Below are 21,255 nucleotides of genomic sequence, written 5' to 3' on the forward strand. Positions count from 1 at the left end.
ATGTCAGGCGGGTGCAGTGGGCAGGCGCACCACCGCGCACAATCCCGCTGGCGGGCGGTTCTCCAGAACCAGCTCGCCGCCATGGGCCTGGATACAGGCCCTGGCGATTGCCAGCCCCAGCCCGAGACCGCCGCCCTGGCGGGCATCGATTCCTCCACGGCCCAGCTGCACGAAGGGCTCGAACACCTTGCTCAACCATGCCTCCGGCAACCCCGCACCCTGATCGAGGATCTCCAGGCGCACCTGGCCTGCATTCTCGAACACGCTCAACCGGGTGGCGCCGCCGTGGGCCAGGGCGTTATCGATCAGATTGGTCAGGGCGCGCTTGAGCGCCAAAGGTCGGCAACTGAGCATCACTCCAGGGGTGCCGGCCCACTCCAGGGGCTGCTGAAGCAGGCGATAGCGCCGCGCCAGGTCATCGAGGAGGCCGTCGAGGGCGATGCGCCGGGTGGGCTCCTGTATAGCGTCGCCGCGGACAAAATCAAGGGTCTCGCGGACCATCGCCGTCAGTTCATCGAGGCTTTCGAGCATATCGTCGCGCACAGGTCCCAGGTCGAGCAGTTCTACCTGCAGGCGCAGCTCGGTGAGCGGAGTGTTGAGGTCGTGACTGATTGCGGCGAGCAGGCGCGTACGGCCCTCGACGTGACGGGCGAGGTTGGCCTGCATGGTATTGAACGCGTGGGTAAGCTCGCGCGCTTCCTGAGGGCCGTCCAGCGGCAGCGGGGCGATCCACTCCCCGCGGCTGAGCTTTTCACTGGCCTGGGCCAGGGACTTGACCGGGCGGACCACCCGGCTGATGCAGAACATCACCACCAGCAGCACCGGCAGTGTGGTCATCGGCAGGCTGAAAGCCAGGACGCTGTTCCATTGATAGGCACCGCTGGGGTGCTGTACGGCATTCAGATAGCGGCCATCGCCCAGGTCCAGGCTGCTGCGCAGGCGTAACGGCGCCCAGCCGGCAGGGCTGAGCAAGTGGCTGCGGGCATCCACACCGCTGACCCTTTCCAGTTGCAGGGCAATCACGGTATCGGCGGGCAGCCCCAGCCGTGCCCGCAAGTCGCTGGCCAGGCGGCGCTCCTCGGCGCGCGGCATGAATGGCTCGACCTCGGGCCCGGTGTCGATCCAGAAATGGGTTTCGCGATTGCCCATGTGCGCCAGTAATACCTTGGCCTGGCCAGCTTCCAGGTCGCGGGCTGTGTAGAAGGCGGTGGCCAGTCGTTCGAGGCTGGCATTGCGCGACAGCGGATGCAGCAGGCTGCCGTGGCGGTGCAACAGCAGCATGCCGATGAGGTGAGAGGCCAGCAGTGCCAGGCACAGCAGGAGACTCAACTGGTGCAGCAGACGTTGTGGCCAGAGCCTGCGCAGCCTACTCATGGTAGACGTCGGCCGCCAGCACGTAGCCACTGCCCCACTGGGTACGCAGCAGCTCCGGGGCCTGGGCGTCGATCCAGAGCTTGCGTCGCAGGCGGCTGACCTGGCGGTCGATGGCGCGCTCGCTGATGTCGCTGTCGTGGGCGGCGGTGAGGTCGACCAGTCGCTGGCGGCTCAGCGTGCTGTGGGGATGTTCCAGCAGCACCTGCAGCAGCTTGGCTTCCGCAGTGCTCAAGCGGATCGATTCGGCATCGTTGCGACTCAAGGTGGCGCTGCCGGCGCAATACCGCCATCCAGCGAACAGGTAGCGGCCTGGAGCTTGCGGGGTTGGAACGGTGTCGTGGCTGGCCTGCAGGCGCGCCTGGGTTGCGCCGTGCCGGCGCAGCACGCTGTGCAGGCGAGCCACCAGTTCGCGAGGCTCGAAAGGCTTGGTGAGGTAGTCGTCCGCCCCCAGGTCCAGGCCCCGTATCCGGTCGGCGGTGGCGTCGCGCGCGGTCAGCAGGATGACCGGCAGTTGGCAACGGTGGTGCAATTGCCGGCACAGCTCGAAGCCATCGCCGTCGGGCAGCATGACATCCAGCACCACCACGTCGAAGGTCTGCTGCCTGACAAGTTGCCACATGCCCCCGGCATCCTCGGCGGTGCGGACCTCGAAGCCGTGGCGGCGCAGGTACGTGGCCAGCGGCTCGCGGATCTTGCGGTGATCATCGACCACCAGCACGCGGGGGGAGGACGGGGGAGGGCTCAGGGGCATGGACGGTCTGGGTTGGAGGAGAAAAGGCGGGGGATATTACTACGAGTCATTATCATTTGTATCTTTTCGGCCTACCCCCACTGTTTTACAGCGCAGCGTGCCGCACGTGCTTGACCAGCAGCTTCTCCAACACCTCCCACATCACAGGATCCGTACTGAACGCCACGTTGAACCGCATCCACCCAGTGGCCCGGGCATCGACCATGAACAGCTGGCCGGGGCCGAGCATGATGCCTTGCTCAAGCGCATCGTCGAGCAAGGCAGCGCTGTCGGGGATGGCGGGGTGGCGGGTCCAGATGTACATGCCTTCGTCCGATTCGACGAACAGCTCGAAGCCCAGCCGGTGCAGCTGCCGGCCGACTTCCTGGTGGGCTTCGGCCAGGCGCTGGCGCAGACGCTTGAGGTGCTTGCGCCAGCGTCCGTCGATGATCGCGGCATACACCACGCGCTCCATGACCTGCGAGGTGGTCAGCCCGGAGCGCATCTTGAGGCGAAGCAGTTGCTGCATGAGGTCGGGATTGGCCAGCAGGTAGCCAACCCGCACATTGGGCGAGATGCTTTTCGAGTAACTGCCTACATAGACCACTTGCCGCAGGTGATCGAGGCTGGTCAGGCAGGGCTGCGGTTCGCTGATCATGTCGGCGTACAAGTTGTTCTCCACCAGCCGGAATCCATGCTGGTTGGCCAACTGCAACAGGCGGTGCAGCTGCGCCAGCGGGGTGCGCGAGCAGGTCGGACTGTGCAGGTGCGGCTGGGTGAAGAACACCGTCGGCCGGTGTTGCGCCAGCAGCCGCTCAAGCTGATCGAGGTCGTAGCCGGTCGGGGTGCGCGGCACCCCAATCAGGGTCGCGCCCTGAAAGCGCAGGATACTCATCAGGTTCGGGTAGCCGGGATCGTCCACCAGTACCACGTCACCGGGGCGAACCAAGGTGCGAACCGCCAGGTCCAGCGCCTGGCTGGCTCCGTGGGTGAGCAGCAGCTGCGCCGGGTTGGCGACGATGCTCAGCTCCTGCTGCAGGTTTTGCGCGGTCAGGGTGCGCAGCTCCGGCAGACCCATGGGGTCGCCATAGCCAGTCAGCTCCATGGGGCTGCCGGCCACTTGGCGCAGGCCGCGGCGCAGGCCATCCTCGTACATCCAGGCGTTCGGCAGCCAGCCACATCCCGGCTTGTACGCAAGCTGACGGGTTTCGAAGATCTGCTGCAGGTACCATTCGGAATTGAACGTCGGCCGGGCAGGGCCTGCTGTCAGATTCTGGCTTTCACGGACTTCGCCTGCCGCCCGGTTGACGAAGAACCCTGCATTGCCACGGCTGACCAGAAGACCCTGGGCCACCAGGCGGTCGTAGGCCTCCACCACGGTGAAGGTGCTCACCGAATAGGTCGCGGCGAATGCCCGGATGGAAGGGACCTTGGCACCGGGCTTGAGGGTCTGGTTGTCGATCAGTTCACGCAACCCGTCGATGATCTGGTTGACCAGCGGGGTCGAGGAATCTGGGCGTAGTTCGAGCATCAGTGAGTTGCCTTCAGGGTTGCGTAACGCCAAGCGCCTGCAGGTAAACGCGGGTGTATTGCATTGGCGGCCTGTACAGTGCAGCTCAGATTTCACTGCGCTGTGCATGGCTCTATGGGTCATACATTTTTACATTAGGTGCCAGATATCGCCAGATAAAGCACGACATAGCGTCATGAACAATCACAATGCAACCGCTGCTTTACCGATGGGGCTGTTCCCCTTCACTTCTTTCGACACGACGGGCCGCTCTGACACGAACGTTTCCCGTCCTGCCATTGCACCGTTCAGTCGGCCCGAGGTCTTCGCTTCGGCCGCGTAGCAGGCTTGCCGCCACGGAAGGCCTGGGCGCGCGGTCGTGCACGCCATCCTGCTCACACAGCACTGATGAATGGGTGAAACCGCCATTTGCGCGGTTTCGCGAGTTTCCTTGGATAAAAAGAAACACGGGGTAGACTACTGATGGACGCAACATCCACAACCACATCCAGCGCCAAGGGTGCGTCGGAGAGCAAGCTGAATGCTTCGCTCAAGCCGCGCCACCTGACGATGATGTCGATCGCCGGGGTCATCGGCGGCGCACTCTTCGTCGGCTCCGGCAGCGTGATCCACAGCGCCGGCCCTGCGGCAGTGCTGGCGTATCTCGCGGGCGGCATCCTGGTGGTACTGATCATGCGCATGCTTGGGGAAATGGCCACGTCCTCGCCTGACACCGGTTCGTTCTCCACCTACGCTGACCGCGCCATCGGCCGCTGGGCAGGCTTCACCATCGGTTGGCTGTACTGGTGGTACTGGGTCATCCTGATGGCCTGGGAAGCCTATGTGGCGGGCAAGATCCTGCACGGCTTCTTCCCGGGGGTGAGCGTCAATGTCTTCGTGCTGGCCACGACCCTGCTGCTGATCACCGTCAACTTCTTCAACGTAAAGCACTACGGTGAGTTCGAGTTCTGGTTCGCCTTGATCAAGGTGATCGCGATCGTCTGCTTCCTGATCGTCTGCGGCTCGGCGGTGCTCAACATCTGGCAGTTCGGCGAGGTGCGCGGCATCACCCACCTGACGGCAGAGGGCTTCATGCCCAATGGCATCACCACGGTGATCGGCGCGCTGCTCGGGGTGATGTTCGCCTTCCTGGGCGCCGAGATCGTGACCATCGCCGCCTCCGAGTCCAAGGACCCGGCCGGCCAGATCGTCAAGGCCACCAACTCGGTGGTGTGGCGTGTGTGCCTGTTCTACGTCGGTTCGATCTTCCTGATCGTCTGCCTGGTGCCGTGGAACGACCCGCATCTGGGCGTCTCCGGCTATGGCGCCTATCGCCGTACCCTTGAACTGCTGGGCGTGCCGTATGCCGAACTGCTGATGAACTTCGTGGTGCTGACCTCGGTGAGCAGTTGCCTGATCTCGGGTCACTACACGGCCTCGCGGATGCTGTTCTCCCTGGCCCAGCGTGGCGATGCGCCGTCGTTCTTCAAGATCACCCGCACCGGCACCGGTGTACCGGTTTTCGCGATCATCGGCTCATGCGCCGTGGCGGTGGTCTGTGCCTTGATCAACTTCAGCGAAGAGCTGCGTCCCAAGGACGTACTCGATACGCTGATGAACACCACCGGCATGATCGCGCTGCTGGTGTACCTGGTCATTGCCTTCTCGCAGTTGCGCATGCGCCGCAAGCTGCTGGCCGAGGGCAAGGAGATCCGCCTGAAGATGTGGCTGTTCCCATGGCTGACCTACCTGGTGATCGCGTTCATCGTAAGCTGCCTGGTGGTAATGGCGTTCATGCCTGACTACCAGATTCTGGTGGTTTCCACCGGCATTGCCGCCCTGTTGGTCGTGCTGATGGGAGTGATTCACCAGTACCGCAGCGCCAAGCGCCTGGCCTGACCGGTGCCACCGGCCCGCTCAGGGCCGGTTTCCCTTAGCGGGCGAACTCAACGGCCAGTGGCCGGCAGGTTCGCCAGCACACTTGCCTCATCGCGCGCCCGGCTGCAGCACTGCCAGCGCCAGGCATCTTCAAGCATCTGTTGCAGGCCGTGCCGGGCTTTCCAGCCGATCTGGAGCGCCGCCTTGGCCGGGTCCGCCCAGCAGCGGGCAATATCCCCCTCCCGGCGCGCTTCGAAACTCAAGGGCACCCTGATCCCCGAGGCCTGTTCGAACGCCTGCACCACCTCCAGGACCGAATAACCACGGCCCGTGCCGAAATTCCAGACGTGCACGCCGGTTTCATGGCTCAGATACTCCAGCGCTCGCACGTGCCCATCCGCCAGGTCCGCCACATGCACGTAATCCCGCACCCCGGTACCGTCGGGCGTCGGATAGTCATTGCCGAATACCTTGAGCACCGCGCGCTCTCGGGCCGCCACTTGCAGCAGATAGGGCAGCAGGTTGTTGGGGGTGTTGTTGGGCCGCTCGCCAAGCTTGCCGGAGCGGTGCGCCCCGATCGGGTTGAAATAGCGCAGCAGGCCTACCGACCAGCGCGCGTCCGATGCGGCGGTGCTGCGCATCACATGCTCGGCCATGAGCTTGGACTGGCCATAGGGATTGGTGGGTTGGCCGGTGGGACAGGTCTCGGCGATGGGCATCTGCGGGCAATCGCCATAGACCGTCGCGGATGAACTGAACACCAACCGAAACACCCCCGCATCGGCCATCGCCTGGCACAGCGTTACACTGCCGCCGACATTGGTGGCGTAGTATCGCAGCGGGTCGCGCACGCTTTCGCCGACGGCCTTGAGACCCGCGCAATGCACTACCGCCTCGATAGGGTATTCCCTGAACAAGCTGTCGAGCGTGCGTCGGTGCCGCACGTCCGCCTGCACGAAGCCTGGCGTTTTGCCAGCTACGCTGGCTATCAGGCCCAGCGTCGCCCTTGAGCTGTTGCACAGGTTGTCGAGGATCAGCACCTCATCGCCATTGTTCAGCAGCTCTACGGCCACATGAGCGCCTATGTAGCCCGTACCTCCGGTCACCAGAATCATTGATAAGCCTCCTTGTTTGCCAGGACCGTTGTCATCGGCATGCCGCCTCCTGGCGGACTCGCATCCATGCGCACGTTCGAGACTGCGGCTTGTTATGCAGAGGGCTTCGCGGCGGGGCAGGAGTTCAAGGCAGTTTGACAAGCGGGCAATGCAGCTCATCGGGTAGGAGAAAAGCACGCTGAACGCCCACTCTGGGCGGCAGCTCCAACTTTTCACATGGAGGTGCAGGGATCGTGGTGCCCCGGCGCTCAGCGCAAGGGTTGATCTCGCGGTGTCGGGACGTCCCCGGTATTGATATTCATACAAAGGAAGCGCGCATGAATCAGCCAGAACACCTTCTACAGCCTGCCCCCCGCGCAACTGATCCGGAGCCGCTCCAGACGGTGGCGTTGCGCCCGACGTTGTTGTGCCTGTCTCATCTGCGCTGGGGCTTTGTCTACCAGCGCCCGCAACATGTGATGTCCCGGCTTGCCCGCGACTATGACGTGCTGTTTTTCGAAGAACCGCTGTTCGAGGACACGCCCACGCCGTGGCTCGAGTCCTACCGCGGCGCCGACGGCGTCAGCGTCCTGGTGCCCAGGTTGCCCCACGGCCTGGGTGAGTCGGAGATCAATGCGGCCCTGCGGGCCTTGCTCGATACCCGCCTGTCCCAGCAGGGCAGCAGTGAGCTGTTGCTGTGGTACATCACCCCGATGAGCCTGACCTTCACCCGTCATTTGCAAGGCCGGGTGGTGATATTCGACTGCATGGACGAGCTCTCGGCCTTCAAGAACGCTCCCGCCGCGCTGCTGGACATGGAGCGAGAGCTGCTCGCACGCGCCGATGTGGTCTTTACCGGCGGCTACAGCCTGTGGGAGGCCAAGCGCGAGCACCATGATAACGTCCATCCCATGCCCAGCAGCGTCGATACCGCCCACTTCGGCAAGGCACGGGGCAGCTTGCCCGAGCCTGCTGACCAGGTGGGCATCGGCCATCCCAGGCTGGGTTTCTTCGGGGTGATCGACGAGCGTTTCGACATAGAGCTGGTACGCGACGTCGCGGCGCAACGCCCCGACTGGCAAATCGTGCTGCTCGGGCCGGTCGTCAAGATCGATCCCGACACGCTGCCGCGCGCCCCGAACCTCCACTACCTGGGCGGCAAGCAATACGACGAGCTCCCGGCATACCTGTCTGGCTGGGACGTGGCGCTGATGCCGTTTGCCCTGAACGAGTCGACCCGCTTCATCAGCCCGACCAAGACGCCTGAGTACCTGGCCGGGGGCTGTCCGGTCGTGTCGACTCCGATCCGCGACGTGATCACAGGCTATGGCGACAGTGGGGTAGTCACTATCGCCGACTCCCCCCAGGCATTCATCGCCGCTATCCAGGCCGCGCTTGATGCCAATGACGACGTACATGCGTTCGTACAGCGGGCTGACAAGGCGTTGGACGGCATGTCGTGGGACAAGACCTGCGCCTCGATGAAGGAGCAGATCGAATGCCACAGGTAACCCTTGAATCGGCCATCGACGGCCCTTCCCAGTGCCCGGCTGCACAAGGCTACGACTACCTGATCGTGGGCGCGGGCTTCGCCGGCAGCGTGCTGGCCGAACGCCTGGCCGCGGGCATGAACCGCACCGTGCTGCTGCTCGACCGGCGCCAGCATGTGGGCGGCAACGCCTACGACCATCATGACGAAGCCGGCATCCTGGTGCACCGCTACGGTCCGCATATCTTCCATACCAACGCGGCCCGCATCGTCGACTACCTGTCGCGCTTTACCGAGTGGCGGCCCTATGAGCACCGGGTCCTGGCCGAGGTGGACGGGCAGCGGGTGCCGATCCCGATCAACCTCACCACGCTCAATATCCTGTACGGCCTGTCGATGAACGAGATCGAGGCCCAGGAATTTCTCGCCCAGCGGGCAGAGCCGGTCGCATCGATCCAGACGTCCGAGGATGTGGTGATCAACCAGATCGGCCAGGAACTGTACGAGAAGTTTTTTCGCGGCTACACCCGCAAGCAGTGGGGGCTCGATCCTTCGCAGCTGGACCGCTCGGTGACCTCGCGCGTGCCCACCCGTACCGACACCGATGACCGTTATTTCACTGACCGCTTCCAGATCATGCCACTGCACGGCTACACGCGGATGTTCGAGCGCATGCTGGATCTTCCGGCCATCGACGTGCTCCTGGGCACTGATTTCAACGCCGTGCGTGACCGGGTCAGGTATCGCCATCTGGTTTTTTGCGGTCCGGTCGACGAGTACTTCGACTACTGCTTCGGGCGCTTGCCCTACCGCTCGTTGCGTTTTGAACATGCGACCCTGGAGCAGGAGCAGTTTCAGCCGGTGGCCGTGGTCAATTATCCGGACGAGGCGGTGCCCTACACACGCATCACCGAGTACAAGCACCTTACGGGTCAGGTGCATCGGCACACCAGCATCACCCGTGAGTATCCCTGTGCCGACGGCGACCCGTACTACCCGGTGCCACGCCCGGAAAATGCCGAGCTCTACAAGCGCTACAAGGCCTTGGCCGATAAGACACCGGGGGTGACGTTCCTGGGTCGCCTGGGGACCTACAAGTACTACAACATGGACCAGGTGGTAGGGCAGGCACTTGCCCTGTACCAGCGCATCGCCCAGGAAGCAGGCGTCGCGTTGGACCCCCATGAGGCCGAGCCCGGTTGACCGGCCTGGGAGCGGCAGCCCTGCCTCTGTCGGGAGGGCTGTTTCAGAGCTTCCTGATGGCGGGCTACGAGTGCTCGACGCACCGGCGGCGTGATGGCCTGCGCCTGGACATGCTCCAGGCCACCGGTCACGCGCGGTGGGCGGAGCGCGATTACCGTCAGCTTGCCGAACTGGGTGTGCGCTGTGCCCGCGATGGATTGCGGTGGCACCTGATCGACCGTCCCGGCGCAGGCTACGACTGGAGCAGCTTCCTGCCCATGCTTCGAGCTGCCAGGGACAGCGGGGTGCAGGTGGTCTGGGATTTGTGCCATTACGGCTATCCTGATGACCTGGACATCTGGCGGCCGGCCTTTGTCGAACGGTTCGCGCGCTTCGCTGGCGCGGTTGCACGGCTGATGCGCGAGGAGGGCATCGAGGCGCCGTTCTATTCGCCGATCAACGAGATTTCCTTCTGGAGCTGGGCCGGTGGCGATGTTGCCTACTTCAACCCCGGCACCCATGGGCGTGGCCAAGAGCTCAAGCACCATCTGGTGCGTGCCAGCATCGCGGCGATCGAAGCTATCCGTGAAGTCGCGCCCAACGCGAGGTTGGTGCAGTGTGATCCCTTGATCAATGTCCTGCCCTCGTCGCATCGCGTCGATGACATCGATGCGGCGGAAGGCTATCGGCTGGCGCAGTTCGAGACCTGGGACTTGCTGACGGGCAGGCTCTGGCCAGGGCTGGGTGGGCGGGAAGAGTACCTGGATATCCTCGGCGCCAATGTCTATCCCTACAACCAGTGGATTCACAATGGCGGCAGGATCGCGTTCGGAGATCCGCAGTTCAGGCCGCTGGCAGGCATGCTGAGCGAGCTGTATGCGCGCTATCGGCGGCCGATCCTGCTGGCTGAAACGGGCGCCGAGGACATGCTGCGCGTGCCTTGGCTGCGGTATGTGGCCGAGCAACTGGCGTTGTCATTGCAACGCGGGCTGCCGGTGGCCGGAGTGTGCTGGTACCCGTGGCTGGACTATCCGGGCTGGGATGATGAACGGTACTGCCCTGCGGGTGTGTTCGGATACCCGGATGGGCAAGGCGAGCGGGCTGCTTTCCATCCGTTGTGGGTAGAGATGCAAGCCTTGCAGGAGCGGTTCGCAGGCGTGTCGGTGGTGGGGGCGCGCTGACATGCGTTGTGCATGGTTTCGAGAGGGTTCAAGGCCTGCGCCGCGACCTTGACCGAATTTCTCCTGCAGCCGCCGGTCGACGCCGTATGACAGCTACCAGAGCGCCGTCGCACCTGCCCCGATCACCCGTTTGAACACTGCGATTGCCTCATCCACCTGCGCCAGGTCGGTGTAGCGCCCGAGGCTCAGCCGCACGCTGTTGCGTGCCTGGGCTTCATCCAGGCCCAGGGCGAGCAGCACATGTGAAGCGGCGTTGGCGGCGGAATTGCAGGCGGAGGTCGAAGAAAGCGCCAGGTCGCCCGCCAGCGCAGTGCTGTTGAAACCCTTGGCCTCGATACGCAGGTTCAGGGTGTGGGGAATGCACTGTTCGGGGCTGCCGTTAAGCGTCACCCCGGGCAGGCTGAGCAAACCTTCACGCAACCGCTGGCTGAGCTCGGCAATACGCTGGAATTCGCTGTCACCGGGCCGGCCGGCGAGGGCGAAGGCGGTGCCCATGCCGACGATCTGGTGAGTAGCCAGCGTGCCCGAGCGCAATCCGCCTTCATGTCCGCCCCCATGGATCTGCGCCCGTAACGCCGGACGCGCACGGGGTCCGACATACAGCGCGCCTATACCCTTGGGGCCATACACCTTGTGGGCGGAAAACGACATCAGGTCCACCGGCACCTGCCCCAGGTCGATCAGCACCTTGCCTACGGCCTGAGCGGCATCCACATGCAAGAGTGCGCCGTGTTCACGGACAATGGCGCCGATACGGGCGAAGTCGGTGATCGTCCCGAGCTCGTTGTTCACCGCCATCAGCGAAACCAGCACTGTGTCTGGCCGCAGTGCGGCGCGGACCGCCTCGGGCTGGATCAACCCCTGTGCATCCGGCGCCAGTCGTGTGACCGCAAAGCCTAGCCGTTCAAGCTCATTGACGGTATCCAGCACGGCCTTGTGTTCCAGCACACTTGTGATCAGATGACGGCATTCACCCGAATTCTGGGCAATGCCCTTGATGGCAAGATTGTTGGATTCGGTGGCCCCGGAGGTCCATACCAGATCCTCTGGCCGGGCACCCACACGCTCGGCAACCTGCTGGCGAGCCCGCTCGACGACCGTCCGGGCAGCCTGACCGAATGCATGCCCACTCGAGGCAGGGTTGCCGAAGTTGGACTGCAGCCCCAGACAGGCGACCATGGTCTCGATGACCCGCTCGTCAACGGGAGTGGTAGCGGCGTAATCGAAATAAAGCGGGGAGCTGGTCATGGTGGCGGCGGATCCATTCAATGAAAGGGCGCCGCTGTCCGGCGATCACTAAAAAAATGGTACTAGGGATGAGGGGGAAATTTTTTATTATTTTATTGGGCGGATAGTGGGAATTGAAAAATTTTTTTCTTAATTTACGCTGTTATATAGAAAATATTTTCAAGGTCAGTTTTAGTTTATAAATCTATATTCTTTTTGGTTATATGTGGATTGACGCACTTCCAGGCTTTAGGATTCACACAGCTGCACCTGCGCCGCCTCGCGTTCATCCTGCGCCACGACCGCCTGACACAATTCGATGATCTGCTCGCGCATCCAGCGGTTGGCCGGGTCCTGGTCTGTGCTCTCATGCCAGTAAAGATGCGTCTCGAGTGCTGGCACCTCCACCGGCAGACCCAGGTAGCGCAGCTGGTGACGTCGTGCGAAGCGCTCGGGGACGGTCATGACCATGTCGGTTTGCTGCAGCACCTGGGAGGCCATCAGGTAGTGCTGCGAACGCAGGGCGACCCTGCGCTGCACACCCATCTTGCCCAGCGCAAGGTCTACGTAGCCGAGCCCGTTGCGGCGGCTGGAGATGTGGATGTGGGTCAGGCCCAGGTAGCGGTCCAGTGTCAGCTGCGTGCCGGTCAGCGGGTGACCTTGGCGCATGGCGCACACGTAGCGGTCCTGCATGAGCCTGACGTGGCGTACCTGTGGGTCGGTGTTGAGCGGAGCGTCGACGGCGAAGTCGAGGCGCCCCGCAGCCAACTCCTTGGTGGTCTCGCGGCGCTTGCATGAAAAACTCTCGATCACCAGGGCAGGGGCGAGCCGGCGCAGGCGCTGGAACAGCGGCGGCAGGATCACTGCCTCGGTCAGGTCGGTCATGCTGATGCGAAAGGTCTTGTTGGCCTGCAGCGGGTTGAAGATGCGGCTTTCCTGCACCGAGGTACGCAGCAGGGCCAGGGCATTGCGCACGGGGCCGATGATGTTCTGCGCCATGGGGGTGGGCACCATGCCCTGGGCAGTGCGCACGAACAGCGGGTCATTGAAGGTCTCGCGCAGCCGGGACAAGGCGTTGGACACCGCAGGCTGGGTAATGCCGACGATCTGACCTGCGCGGGTCAGGTTGGCTTCGGTGTAGATCGCGTCGAAGACGATAAACAGGTTCAGGTCGACTTTGCTGAGATTCATGTGCGCCGCTCGTTGTTGATCTTATCGGCCGATCTTATATGGGTTATGAATGGTAATACACGTGGAAAATAGGTTAGGTGGATCGGGTTCGCTGATCTAGGCTTTGCCCATGACTCTGATCTCGTGAGGTGTACCCGTGGATTTCGCCTATTCGCCCAAGGTCCAGCAGCTGTGCGAACGCGTTACCGCGTTCATGGATGCGTATGTCTATCCCGCCGAACCCGTATTCGAACGCCAGGTGGCCGAAGGTGACCGCTGGCAGCCCACTGCGATCATGGAAGAGCTCAAGGAAAGGGCGCGTGCCGAAGGGCTCTGGAACCTGTTTCTGCCCGAGTCGGCATACGGCGCCGGCCTGACCAATCTTGAATACGCTCCGCTTGCCGAAATCATGGGACGTTCGCTGCTGGGCCCCGAGCCCTTCAACTGCTCGGCGCCCGACACCGGCAACATGGAAGTGCTGGTGCGCTATGCCAGTGATGCGCAGAAACGCCAGTGGCTCGAGCCGCTGTTGCGCGGCGAGATCCGTTCCGCCTTTGCCATGACGGAGCCCGAAGTCGCTTCCTCGGACGCCACCAACATGGCCGCCACCGCCGTGCGCGACGGCGGCGAATGGGTGATCAACGGGCGCAAGTGGTGGACCTCGGGGGCCTGCGATCCACGCTGCAAGATCATGATCTTCATGGGCCTGAGCAATCCTGAAGGCCCACGCCACCAGCAGCACTCGATGATCCTCGTGCCCACCGACGCGCCGGGCGTGAAGATCGTCCGCCCGCTGCCGGTGTTCGGTTACGACGATGCCCCACATGGGCACGCGGAGGTGCTGTTCGAGGATGTCCGCGTGCCCTATGAAAACGTCCTGCTCGGCGAAGGCCGAGGCTTCGAGATTGCCCAGGGCCGCCTTGGCCCAGGTCGTATCCATCACTGCATGCGCTCGGTCGGCATGGCCGAGCGTGCGCTCGAATTGATGTGCAAGCGTTCGGTCGAGCGCAGCGCCTTCGGCCGCCCCCTGGCGCGCCTGGGAGGCAATATCGACAAGATCGCCGACTCGCGCATGGAAATCGACATGGCGCGGCTTCTGACTCTCAAGGCCGCCTACATGATGGACACCGTCGGCAACAAGGTTGCCCGCAGCGAGATCGCGCAGATCAAGGTAGTCGCACCCAACGTCGCGTTGCGGGTGATTGACCGCGCGATCCAGATGCATGGCGGGGCCGGGGTGAGCGGTGATTTTCCACTGGCGTACATGTATGCCATGCAGCGCACGTTGCGCCTGGCGGATGGGCCTGATGAGGTGCATCGGGCTGCGATTGGAAAGTATGAGATTGGGAAATACGAGGCCTAGCGCTGATGGGGCTGCCTTTCACCTGCCTCGCCCCGCGTCCGGAACAGCGAAAGAAGCACCCCACCCATCAGCAATGCCATTGTCACCCCAAGCGACAGTAGCGCCGGCACGCTGCCGATCAGCCCGTGGTAGAAGATCTTGCAGCCGATGAAGATCAGTACCAGCGCCAGCGCGTACTTGAGGTAGACGAACCGGTGCATCAGTGCGGCCAATGCGAAATACAGCGAGCGCAGGCCGAGGATGGCGAAGATGTTCGAGGTGTAGACGATGAAAGGGTCCTGGGTGATGGCGAAGATCGCCGGGACGCTGTCCACGGCGAACACCAGGTCGGCCAGTTCGATCAGTACCAGCGCGAGGAACAATGGGGTGGCGTAGCGCAAGGAGTGGGTCGCACCAGGCGGGGTCAGGCGAACGAAGAAGTGTGCGCCGTGGATCTGTTCGGTGACGCGCATGTGCTGGCGGACGAAGCGCAATACCGGGTTGTTGGCGAGATCGGGATGACTGTCCTCGCGAGAGAAGAACATCTTGATGCCGGTAATCAGCAGGAAGGCGCCGAACAGGTACAACACCCACGCGAAGTTCTGCACCAGGGCGGCGCCGACGCCGATCATGATCGCCCGCAGGAACACGACGCCGAGAATGCCCCAGAACAATACGCGGTGCTGGTAGCGGCGGGGGATGGCGAAGAAGCTGAAGATCATCGCCATGACGAAGACGTTGTCCATGGACAGTGACTGTTCGACCAGGAAGCCGGTGTAGAACTCCAGCGCCGATTGCGAGCCTAGCTCGAACCACACCCAGATGCCGAACAGTACGCCCACGCTGAAATAGCCTGAATACAACAGCAGGCTCTCGCGCATCTCGATCTCGCGGTCCGTGCGGTGGAGCACGCCGAGGTCGAGGACCAGCAAGCCGATGACGATGCCGATGAAGACCAGCCAGAGCCAGGTATCGGTGCCGAGGAACGGTGTGGAGAGAAATGCCTGTAGAGCCGCCATGCGCCCCTCCTTGATTGTCGACGTTGCCAAGCAACAGTGATCCGACATGGCGGCTTGGCAGCCGTCAGAGGGGCCCGGCATCACATGTGTGTGAGCCTAGTTCGACTTGTCAGGGTTGCCGAATGGGGCGCTGTAACATTTCTTTGCGCAGCCTTTCGCACTCGCGCCGGCATCAGTAGACCCATACCTCGACCCGGCGGTTACGCTGGCGGCCCTGTTCCTGATCGTTGCCAGCCACGGGCATGTCGTCGCCAAAACCTGTGACCGAACGGACCTCGACGCCCGCGCGGGCAAGTTCGCGGCGCACGGCCATGGCCCGCAGCCGCGAGAGCAGCGCAGCCCGGCCGGGGGTTTCCTTGGGGTCGCCGAAACCGACCAGAACGGCCTGGGCCTGCAGCTTGCCGACCTGACGCAGGTATTGGGTGACCCGATGGATATCGCGCAGGGCCTTGTTGTCGCGGCTGGCGCTTCCTTCCTGGAAGCGGAAATTGACTGTCAGGCGCCGAGCCTCGCTGGCCAAGGCCCGGTAGCGCGGCGGCATGTCGGCCTGCACGGGTGCCGGCAGGGCATGGACCTGCTGGGAAACAAATCCCTGTGCGGCCACGATGCGCTGGCCCGCCGGACTCTGCGCAAACTCGGCGAGGGCCAGGGCCTGGTGGCGGACGCCGTTTTGGGGCAGATATAGGTATAGGCGCCGGGACAGTGGATAGTCTTCGCTGGCCACCAAGGCCGGCGTAGGGAGCATCGCTGGCGCCTGGCCCTCGGCAATGGCCAGCACCTTGGCACCGTGGACCGCCGCCAGGCTGCTGAACCCGATGGCCTGGCGATCGGCCGTGATCTGTTCGGCGAGCTGTTCGCTGGATTCGAAGCGTCGGGCCGTGTCGGCGAGGATGGCCTGCCGCGGGTCGAGCACCAATGCCTTGAAGGTCTCGAACGTGCCGGAGCGGTCGTCGCGGGCGTAGAGATGGATCGCCCCGCCGGTGATGCCCAACTGCTCCCAGCGCGATACCTGCCCCGAGAAGATGCGCGCCAGTTGCGCGGTGCTCAGTTGCGGCAGTGGATTGTCCGGATGCACGATCACCGCGACTCCATCCAGGCCGATGACCTGTTCCGATGCCGCGCTGCGCAGATCGCCGAGTGCCTGCAACCGGACAACCTCACTGTCACTGATCGGGCGTGAAGAAGCGGCCAGGTCCGCATCGCCCCTGCCCAGGGCACTGAAGCCCGTGCTGGAGCCGTGGGCGGCAATGTCGATTCGCACCCGTTGGCCCGTCATGTCATTGGCCCTGACCTGCAGTTCGTTGATGCCTGGACCCGGCAGGGTTTCAATGGCACTGGCGTGCTGGGCGCGCAGCAATCCCATGACCAGTGCCGGGGCCAACGCAGCGCCGATGGTATTGGAACCCTGGATACGCAGGTGTGCGGGATCGGCCTGGGCCAACAGCGGGAGCAGGCCGAAAAGCCAGAGGAGGAGGCGGGGCATGCCTGTCAGGGCTCTTTGGCGTAGAAGTGTTACAAAGATTACGTCAGCCAGATTACGAAATTATTTCCGTCAACGCGTGCGGTTGCCATGAAAGTCCGCCCCGGCCACGGCCTGCACATATGCCGCATCCGCTTCCACGCGAAGGTCGCGCCACTCCTCCCAGCCGATCACGCCACGGCGCTCGAGCTCATCGGCCTCGCGCAGCAACACGTCATGGTACACGTCCGGACATTCCATGCGCAGCGCACGGTCCTCCAGCAAAGCGCGCCAACGGGCGAGCGCCTGCAGAAATCGCTGATCCGCTGCACTGAGTGTGACGCCTCGGGTTATGCTCATGGCCCTGAAATCCTCTGCGATTTTACGAGAGAATCCGCGACCCTTCCTGACGTTCCTGCTGACGGATGGGCGGCGTGCTCCGCGCAAAGATTCCAGACCAGCGGAACGACAGGGATTCACCACCCTCTTATTCAGAGACGGGTGTCACCAGCCCAGCCATTGACGTGCGATACGACATGAAATCACTTCTGGAAAACGACCCGGATGGCGTCCAGAGAAAACCGGGGAGCTTCTTGCTCAACGGCGGCATGGTCAGTGCCTTGCTGCAAGACATGGACTGGGCTGAGTCGCCCTTGGGGCCGCCGCACGCCTGGCCGCCCAGCTTGAAAATGATGATGGCCACGATCCTCCCCGCCCACGCGCAGATCGTGTTGTTCTGGGGCGAGCAATTCGTGGCGCTCTACAATGACGCCTACGCGCCGACGATCGGCGGCAAGCATCCGCGGGCGCTGGGCCGCCCGGCCATGGAGAACTGGCTGGAGCTCTGGGACGACCTCGGCCCGCTTCTGCGTGGAGTGCGCGAGACTGGCGAAACCTTCTCGGCCAAGGACCGGCCGTTCTACATCGAACGGCGCGGGCTGGGGGAAACTGCCTACTTCGATGTGTCTTATTCGCCGGTGCGCGACGCCAATGGCGACATCGGCGGGGTCCTGTGCATCGTTACCGAAACCACTGAACGCGTGCAGTTCCAGCGGCGCCAGGCGTTCTTGCTGGAACTGGGCCAGGCGTTGCCCACGCTTGCCGAACCGGAAGAGATCGAAGCCTACGCCATACGCAGGCTCGGCGAAGAGCTAGGTGCCGCCCGGGTCTTCATCGGGGAGGACAACGGCGATGGCGCCAGCTTCAATGTCCGTCAGGACTGGGTCAACGGCATGCCCTCGGTGGTAGGTGAGAACCGGTACCTGGACTTTGGTCATGATTTGCGTGCCACCCTGCGCGAGGGCCGCAGCGCACAGCGAGGTTATGCGTCCAGCAGCGTCGACCTGACGTCAACGCTGCATGTCCCCGTTCTGCGCGCTGGCGGTCTCGAGGCCATGCTCGCCGTACACTTCCAACCTCCTCATGTATTCGTCGAGGATGCATGCGAACTGGTCGAGGAGGCTGCCAAGCGCATCTGGTCAGCGATCACCCATGCCAGGGCCGAGCGTGCCCTGCGCTCCGATGTAACGGCAAGGATCAACGCCGAGGCGCAGCTGCTGGCGCTCAATGAAACCCTGGAAGCGCGTGCGGCCGCCATGTTCGCGCAGCGCGAAGCGGCGATGCTGCAATTGCACGAAGCGCGCAAGATGGAAATGGTCGGGCAACTCACCGGGGGCATCGCCCACGACTTCAATAACATGCTGACGCCCATCATTTCGTCGTTGGAGTTGATCCGGCGGCGCCAGGAGGATGAACGTTCCACCAGGCTCATCGACGGCGCGCTGCTCTCGGCGGACCGGGCGCGGGTGCTGGTGGGAAGGCTGCTGAGCTTTGCCCGCCGTCAGACCCTCAAGCCCCAGGCCGTGGCCCTGGCGGCGTTGGTCAGCGAAATGCAGGAATTGATGTCTCGCTCCATCGGGCCAACCGTCGAGTTGGTGACCCTCATCGATCCGGCGTTGCCTGCGGTTGTAGTCGACCCTCACCAGCTTGAGCTGGCCATTCTCAATCTTGTCGTCAATGCCCGCGACGCCATGGCCGAGGGAGGGCGGGTGCTGTTGCGCGCGGGGGAGGAGCGCAGACATGACGGACGGCAAGGGCCTCTGGCTGCGGGCCGCTACGTATGGCTGCAGATCAGCGACAGCGGCAGTGGCATGGATGAAGAAGTGCTCAAGCGTTGCATCGAGCCGTTCTACTCCACCAAGACGGTGGGCAAGGGCACTGGACTGGGACTGCCCATGGTGCAGGGACTCGCGCTTCAGTCTGGGGGCGGCTTCAGCATTCACTCCAAGGCTGGGGAGGGTACCGAAGCGACGATCTGGCTGCCCGTCAGCGAGGTGGTGGCTCCAGATACTGTCACCGATGCCTTGGAGGTAGCCTTGGCGCCTGGCGCAACCCAGGTGCTGCTGGTCGATGATGAAGAGATTGTTCGCCACACCACGGCTCTCCAGTTGCGTGACCTGGGGTACGAGGTGACCGAAGCCGCCGATGCGGCGCAGGCCCTGCAACTGATCGAAGACGGGCTACGGCCGGATGCCCTCGTGAGCGACCACATCATGGCAAACAAGACGGGGGTGCAGTTTGCGCAGGAACTGCGCGAGCGCTTCCCCGAGATGCCAGTGCTGATCATCACTGGATACGCCAACCTCAGCCCACGCGAGCTGCGTGGCTTCGAAGTGCTGCGCAAGCCGTTTCGGCGCATCGAGCTGGCCAAGAGCCTGGCTCTGTCGCTGTCGCGCCGACAACCTGGAGGCTAGTGGTGGACGGTGGCGCCCCCGGTTTCCGAGGATTGTGGGTCGCCATGGGGCAAGTAGAGGGTGAAGGTGGTGCCACGCCCCTCGATGCTGCTCACCAGCACGTCACCCCCGGATTGCTTGGCGAAGCCGAACACCTGTGACAGACCAAGCCCAGTGCCCTGGCCGGCTGCCTTGGTGGTGAAGAAGGGGTCGAAAATCCGCTCGAGCAACTGCGGAGCGATGCCGGTGCCAGTGTCGATAACCGAAATGGCGGCGAAGGGTATGTCCTGCGGGCTGTCGCCTTCGGCAGCCGGCATGCGCTGGTCGGCCTCGAGCCTGAAAATCAGCTTGCCCTCGCCGTCCATGGCATCCCGCCCATTGATCGCCATGTTGATGATGGCCGTGTCCAGCTGGCCGAGGTCGGCGCGGATAAAGCATGGGGTGTCCGGCAGGTCGAGTTCGACGTGCACGCGCGCGCCGGTGGCCGTATCGAGAAGGTCGGCAATCGCCTCAAGCCGGTGACCCGCGTCGAAAACTTCCGGTGTCAGGGCCTGGCGCCGGGCAAAGGCGAGCAACTGGGTGGTGAGCTTGGCACCGCGCTCGACCGAATCGGCAACCGTTTTCAAATAGCGCTCGCGGCGGTCATCGGCAAGCTCCTTGCGCTGCAGGAAATGCAGCGCGGAGCGGATGATGGTGAGCAGGTTGTTGAAGTCATGGGCGACGCCACCGGTCAGCTGGCCCATCGCTTCGAGCTTCTGGGCCTGTCGCAGCACGGCCTCGGTATGCAGCAGTTGTGAAGTGCGCTCATCGACGCGTTGCTCGAGGGTGGCATTCAAGGCCTCCAGCGCGGCCAGTGTCTGGTGCACCTCGGCGTCGGATTGCACCCGCTCGATGTGCGCCCAGCAGCGCTCGGTCACTTCGCTGAGCAAGCCCAGCTCGTAGGGGGTCCAGGCTCTCGGGGACTTGTCGTGGATTGCCATGAGTGCGGTCAAGCGGCCGGACTTGACCAGCGGCATGCAGATCGTCGCGGTGATGCCGATGGCCTGGAAGGTGGCCGCTTCATCAGGCGCCAGCTCCGTGAGGTTGTCGTTGATCACCAACGGCTGGCCGGCGCGCAGTTTACTGACCGCCAGCTGCCCGAAGTCAGCCAGGCGGTATTCGCCCAGCAGGTGCGGCGAGCCCGGCGCTACCCAGTCCCCGCAAATGGTGAAGGCATTTTCGTCCGGGGCCATCAGTGCATAGGCGCAGCTCGATAGCTGCAGGTGTTCTCCGAGCATTCGTGTGGTGGTGGCCATGATCACGCCAGGGTCGGTGATATCGGTCACCGTGCGACCCAGTTCATCGAGAAAGCGCAGGCGACGATTGGCCAGTACCGCCGCTGTGGTTTCGGTAACGGTGTCGAGCATGCCGACCACCTGTCCATCCTGATCGCGGATGGGGCTGTAGCAGAACGTGAAATATGCCTGCTCAGGCTCACCGCTACGCTGGATGACCAGCGGGAAGTCCTCGATGAACACCGCCTGGCCGGCCATGGCAAGTTCTGTCATGGTGGCGATATCGCTCCAGGCTTCCTGCCAGACGTCCCGGAAGGGGCGCCCGAGCGCCAGGGGCTTGCCACCCAGGATGCTCGAGAAGGAGTCGTTGTGCAGGGTTACAAGTTCTGGGCCCCACAGGATTGCCTGGGGGAAGCGTGAGGCCAGACACAGCGCCACCGTGGTCTTGAGGCAATCCGGCCAGCCTTCCAGTGGGCCCAGTGGGGTGGACGCCCAGTTGTATCGGCGGATGTGCTCAGCCATCAGTCCGCCGCCTTCAAGCCATTTCGCCATGTCTATCCCTAACGCCCCACAATGGTTGGCGCCCGCGATGAA

Annotated in this window: 16 protein-coding genes; 6 read left to right on the forward strand and 10 right to left on the reverse strand. The window is 63.5% G+C overall.

Going from position 1 to position 21,255, the window contains the following annotated elements; genetic code table 11:
- Nucleotides 1-3 precede the first annotated feature (3 nt).
- The 3 genes from AC0ZZU_RS17810 to AC0ZZU_RS17820 all read right to left on the reverse strand — a co-directional run bounded on the left by AC0ZZU_RS17810 (nucleotide 4) and on the right by AC0ZZU_RS17820 (nucleotide 3,635).
- Nucleotides 4-1,341, reverse strand: a complete 1,338-nt coding sequence (locus tag AC0ZZU_RS17810; RefSeq protein WP_476342587.1) for an ATP-binding protein — start codon at nucleotides 1,339-1,341, stop codon at nucleotides 4-6.
- 25 nt (nucleotides 1,342-1,366) lie between these two features.
- Nucleotides 1,367-2,125 carry a response regulator gene (locus AC0ZZU_RS17815; protein WP_476342459.1) on the reverse strand — a complete coding sequence of 253 codons (759 nt, stop codon included), beginning with the start codon at nucleotides 2,123-2,125 and terminating at the stop codon, nucleotides 1,367-1,369.
- Between the two features lie 85 nt (nucleotides 2,126-2,210).
- A complete protein-coding gene (locus tag AC0ZZU_RS17820; protein WP_476342460.1) occupies nucleotides 2,211-3,635 on the reverse strand; it encodes an aminotransferase-like domain-containing protein in 1,425 nt (474 codons plus the stop codon).
- A 462-nt stretch (nucleotides 3,636-4,097) separates the two neighbouring features.
- On the opposite strand from AC0ZZU_RS17820, the gene AC0ZZU_RS17825 reads away from it, so the two are divergent.
- A complete protein-coding gene (locus AC0ZZU_RS17825; RefSeq protein WP_476342461.1) occupies nucleotides 4,098-5,513 on the forward strand; it encodes an amino acid permease in 1,416 nt (471 codons plus the stop codon).
- A gap of 47 nt (nucleotides 5,514-5,560) precedes the next feature.
- Here AC0ZZU_RS17825 and galE read toward each other — a convergent pair whose 3' ends face one another.
- Nucleotides 5,561-6,607, reverse strand: coding sequence for a UDP-glucose 4-epimerase GalE (gene galE / locus AC0ZZU_RS17830; RefSeq protein WP_476342462.1), 1,047 nt, complete (start codon nucleotides 6,605-6,607; stop codon nucleotides 5,561-5,563).
- Between the two features lie 317 nt (nucleotides 6,608-6,924).
- Here galE and AC0ZZU_RS17835 point away from each other — a divergent pair, with 317 nt between their 5' ends.
- The 3 genes from AC0ZZU_RS17835 to AC0ZZU_RS17845 are packed head-to-tail and all read left to right on the forward strand — an operon-like array spanning nucleotide 6,925 to nucleotide 10,438.
- Nucleotides 6,925-8,097, forward strand: coding sequence for a glycosyltransferase family 1 protein (locus AC0ZZU_RS17835; RefSeq protein WP_476342463.1), 1,173 nt, complete (start codon nucleotides 6,925-6,927; stop codon nucleotides 8,095-8,097).
- Complete coding sequence (glf, locus tag AC0ZZU_RS17840; RefSeq protein ID WP_476342464.1) at nucleotides 8,085-9,278, forward strand: UDP-galactopyranose mutase; 1,194 nt, start codon at nucleotides 8,085-8,087, stop codon at nucleotides 9,276-9,278. The genes AC0ZZU_RS17835 and glf overlap by 13 nt, the downstream gene beginning before the upstream one ends.
- A gap of 56 nt (nucleotides 9,279-9,334) precedes the next feature.
- On the forward strand, nucleotides 9,335-10,438 hold the full coding sequence (locus AC0ZZU_RS17845) for a glycoside hydrolase family 1 protein (RefSeq protein WP_476342588.1): 1,104 nt from the start codon (nucleotides 9,335-9,337) through the stop codon (nucleotides 10,436-10,438).
- Between the two features lie 93 nt (nucleotides 10,439-10,531).
- On the opposite strand, the gene AC0ZZU_RS17850 is transcribed toward AC0ZZU_RS17845, so the two are convergent.
- Both AC0ZZU_RS17850 and AC0ZZU_RS17855 read right to left on the reverse strand, forming a co-directional pair.
- Entirely contained in the window at nucleotides 10,532-11,686 is a 1,155-nt protein-coding gene (locus AC0ZZU_RS17850; protein ID WP_476342465.1) for a cysteine desulfurase family protein, read from the reverse strand.
- A 228-nt stretch (nucleotides 11,687-11,914) separates the two neighbouring features.
- Nucleotides 11,915-12,856: a LysR family transcriptional regulator gene (locus AC0ZZU_RS17855; RefSeq protein ID WP_476342466.1), complete on the reverse strand. Its 942-nt coding sequence runs from the start codon at nucleotides 12,854-12,856 to the stop codon at nucleotides 11,915-11,917.
- 136 nt (nucleotides 12,857-12,992) lie between these two features.
- On the opposite strand from AC0ZZU_RS17855, the gene AC0ZZU_RS17860 reads away from it, so the two are divergent.
- A complete protein-coding gene (locus AC0ZZU_RS17860) occupies nucleotides 12,993-14,198 on the forward strand; it encodes an acyl-CoA dehydrogenase (RefSeq protein WP_476342467.1) in 1,206 nt (401 codons plus the stop codon).
- Here AC0ZZU_RS17860 and AC0ZZU_RS17865 read toward each other — a convergent pair.
- The 3 genes from AC0ZZU_RS17865 to AC0ZZU_RS17875 form a co-directional block, all read right to left on the reverse strand.
- On the reverse strand, nucleotides 14,195-15,196 hold the full coding sequence (locus AC0ZZU_RS17865) for a TerC family protein (RefSeq protein ID WP_476342468.1): 1,002 nt from the start codon (nucleotides 15,194-15,196) through the stop codon (nucleotides 14,195-14,197). The two genes, AC0ZZU_RS17860 and AC0ZZU_RS17865, sit on opposite strands and share 4 nt — an antisense overlap.
- Before the next feature lie 172 nt (nucleotides 15,197-15,368).
- A complete protein-coding gene (locus tag AC0ZZU_RS17870) occupies nucleotides 15,369-16,679 on the reverse strand; it encodes a substrate-binding domain-containing protein (protein ID WP_476342469.1) in 1,311 nt (436 codons plus the stop codon).
- 69 nt (nucleotides 16,680-16,748) lie between these two features.
- Nucleotides 16,749-17,015: a hypothetical protein gene (locus tag AC0ZZU_RS17875; RefSeq protein ID WP_476342470.1), complete on the reverse strand. Its 267-nt coding sequence runs from the start codon at nucleotides 17,013-17,015 to the stop codon at nucleotides 16,749-16,751.
- 176 nt (nucleotides 17,016-17,191) lie between these two features.
- On the opposite strand from AC0ZZU_RS17875, the gene AC0ZZU_RS17880 reads away from it, so the two are divergent.
- Nucleotides 17,192-19,408, forward strand: a complete 2,217-nt coding sequence (locus tag AC0ZZU_RS17880) for an ATP-binding protein (RefSeq protein ID WP_476342471.1) — start codon at nucleotides 17,192-17,194, stop codon at nucleotides 19,406-19,408.
- Here the strand turns inward: AC0ZZU_RS17880 and AC0ZZU_RS17885 are convergent.
- A complete protein-coding gene (locus AC0ZZU_RS17885) occupies nucleotides 19,405-21,213 on the reverse strand; it encodes a GAF domain-containing protein (protein WP_476342472.1) in 1,809 nt (602 codons plus the stop codon). The two genes, AC0ZZU_RS17880 and AC0ZZU_RS17885, sit on opposite strands and share 4 nt — an antisense overlap.
- Nucleotides 21,214-21,255: the final 42 nt, after the last annotated feature.

The organism is Pseudomonas sp. JE3303 (genome assembly GCF_056312565.1).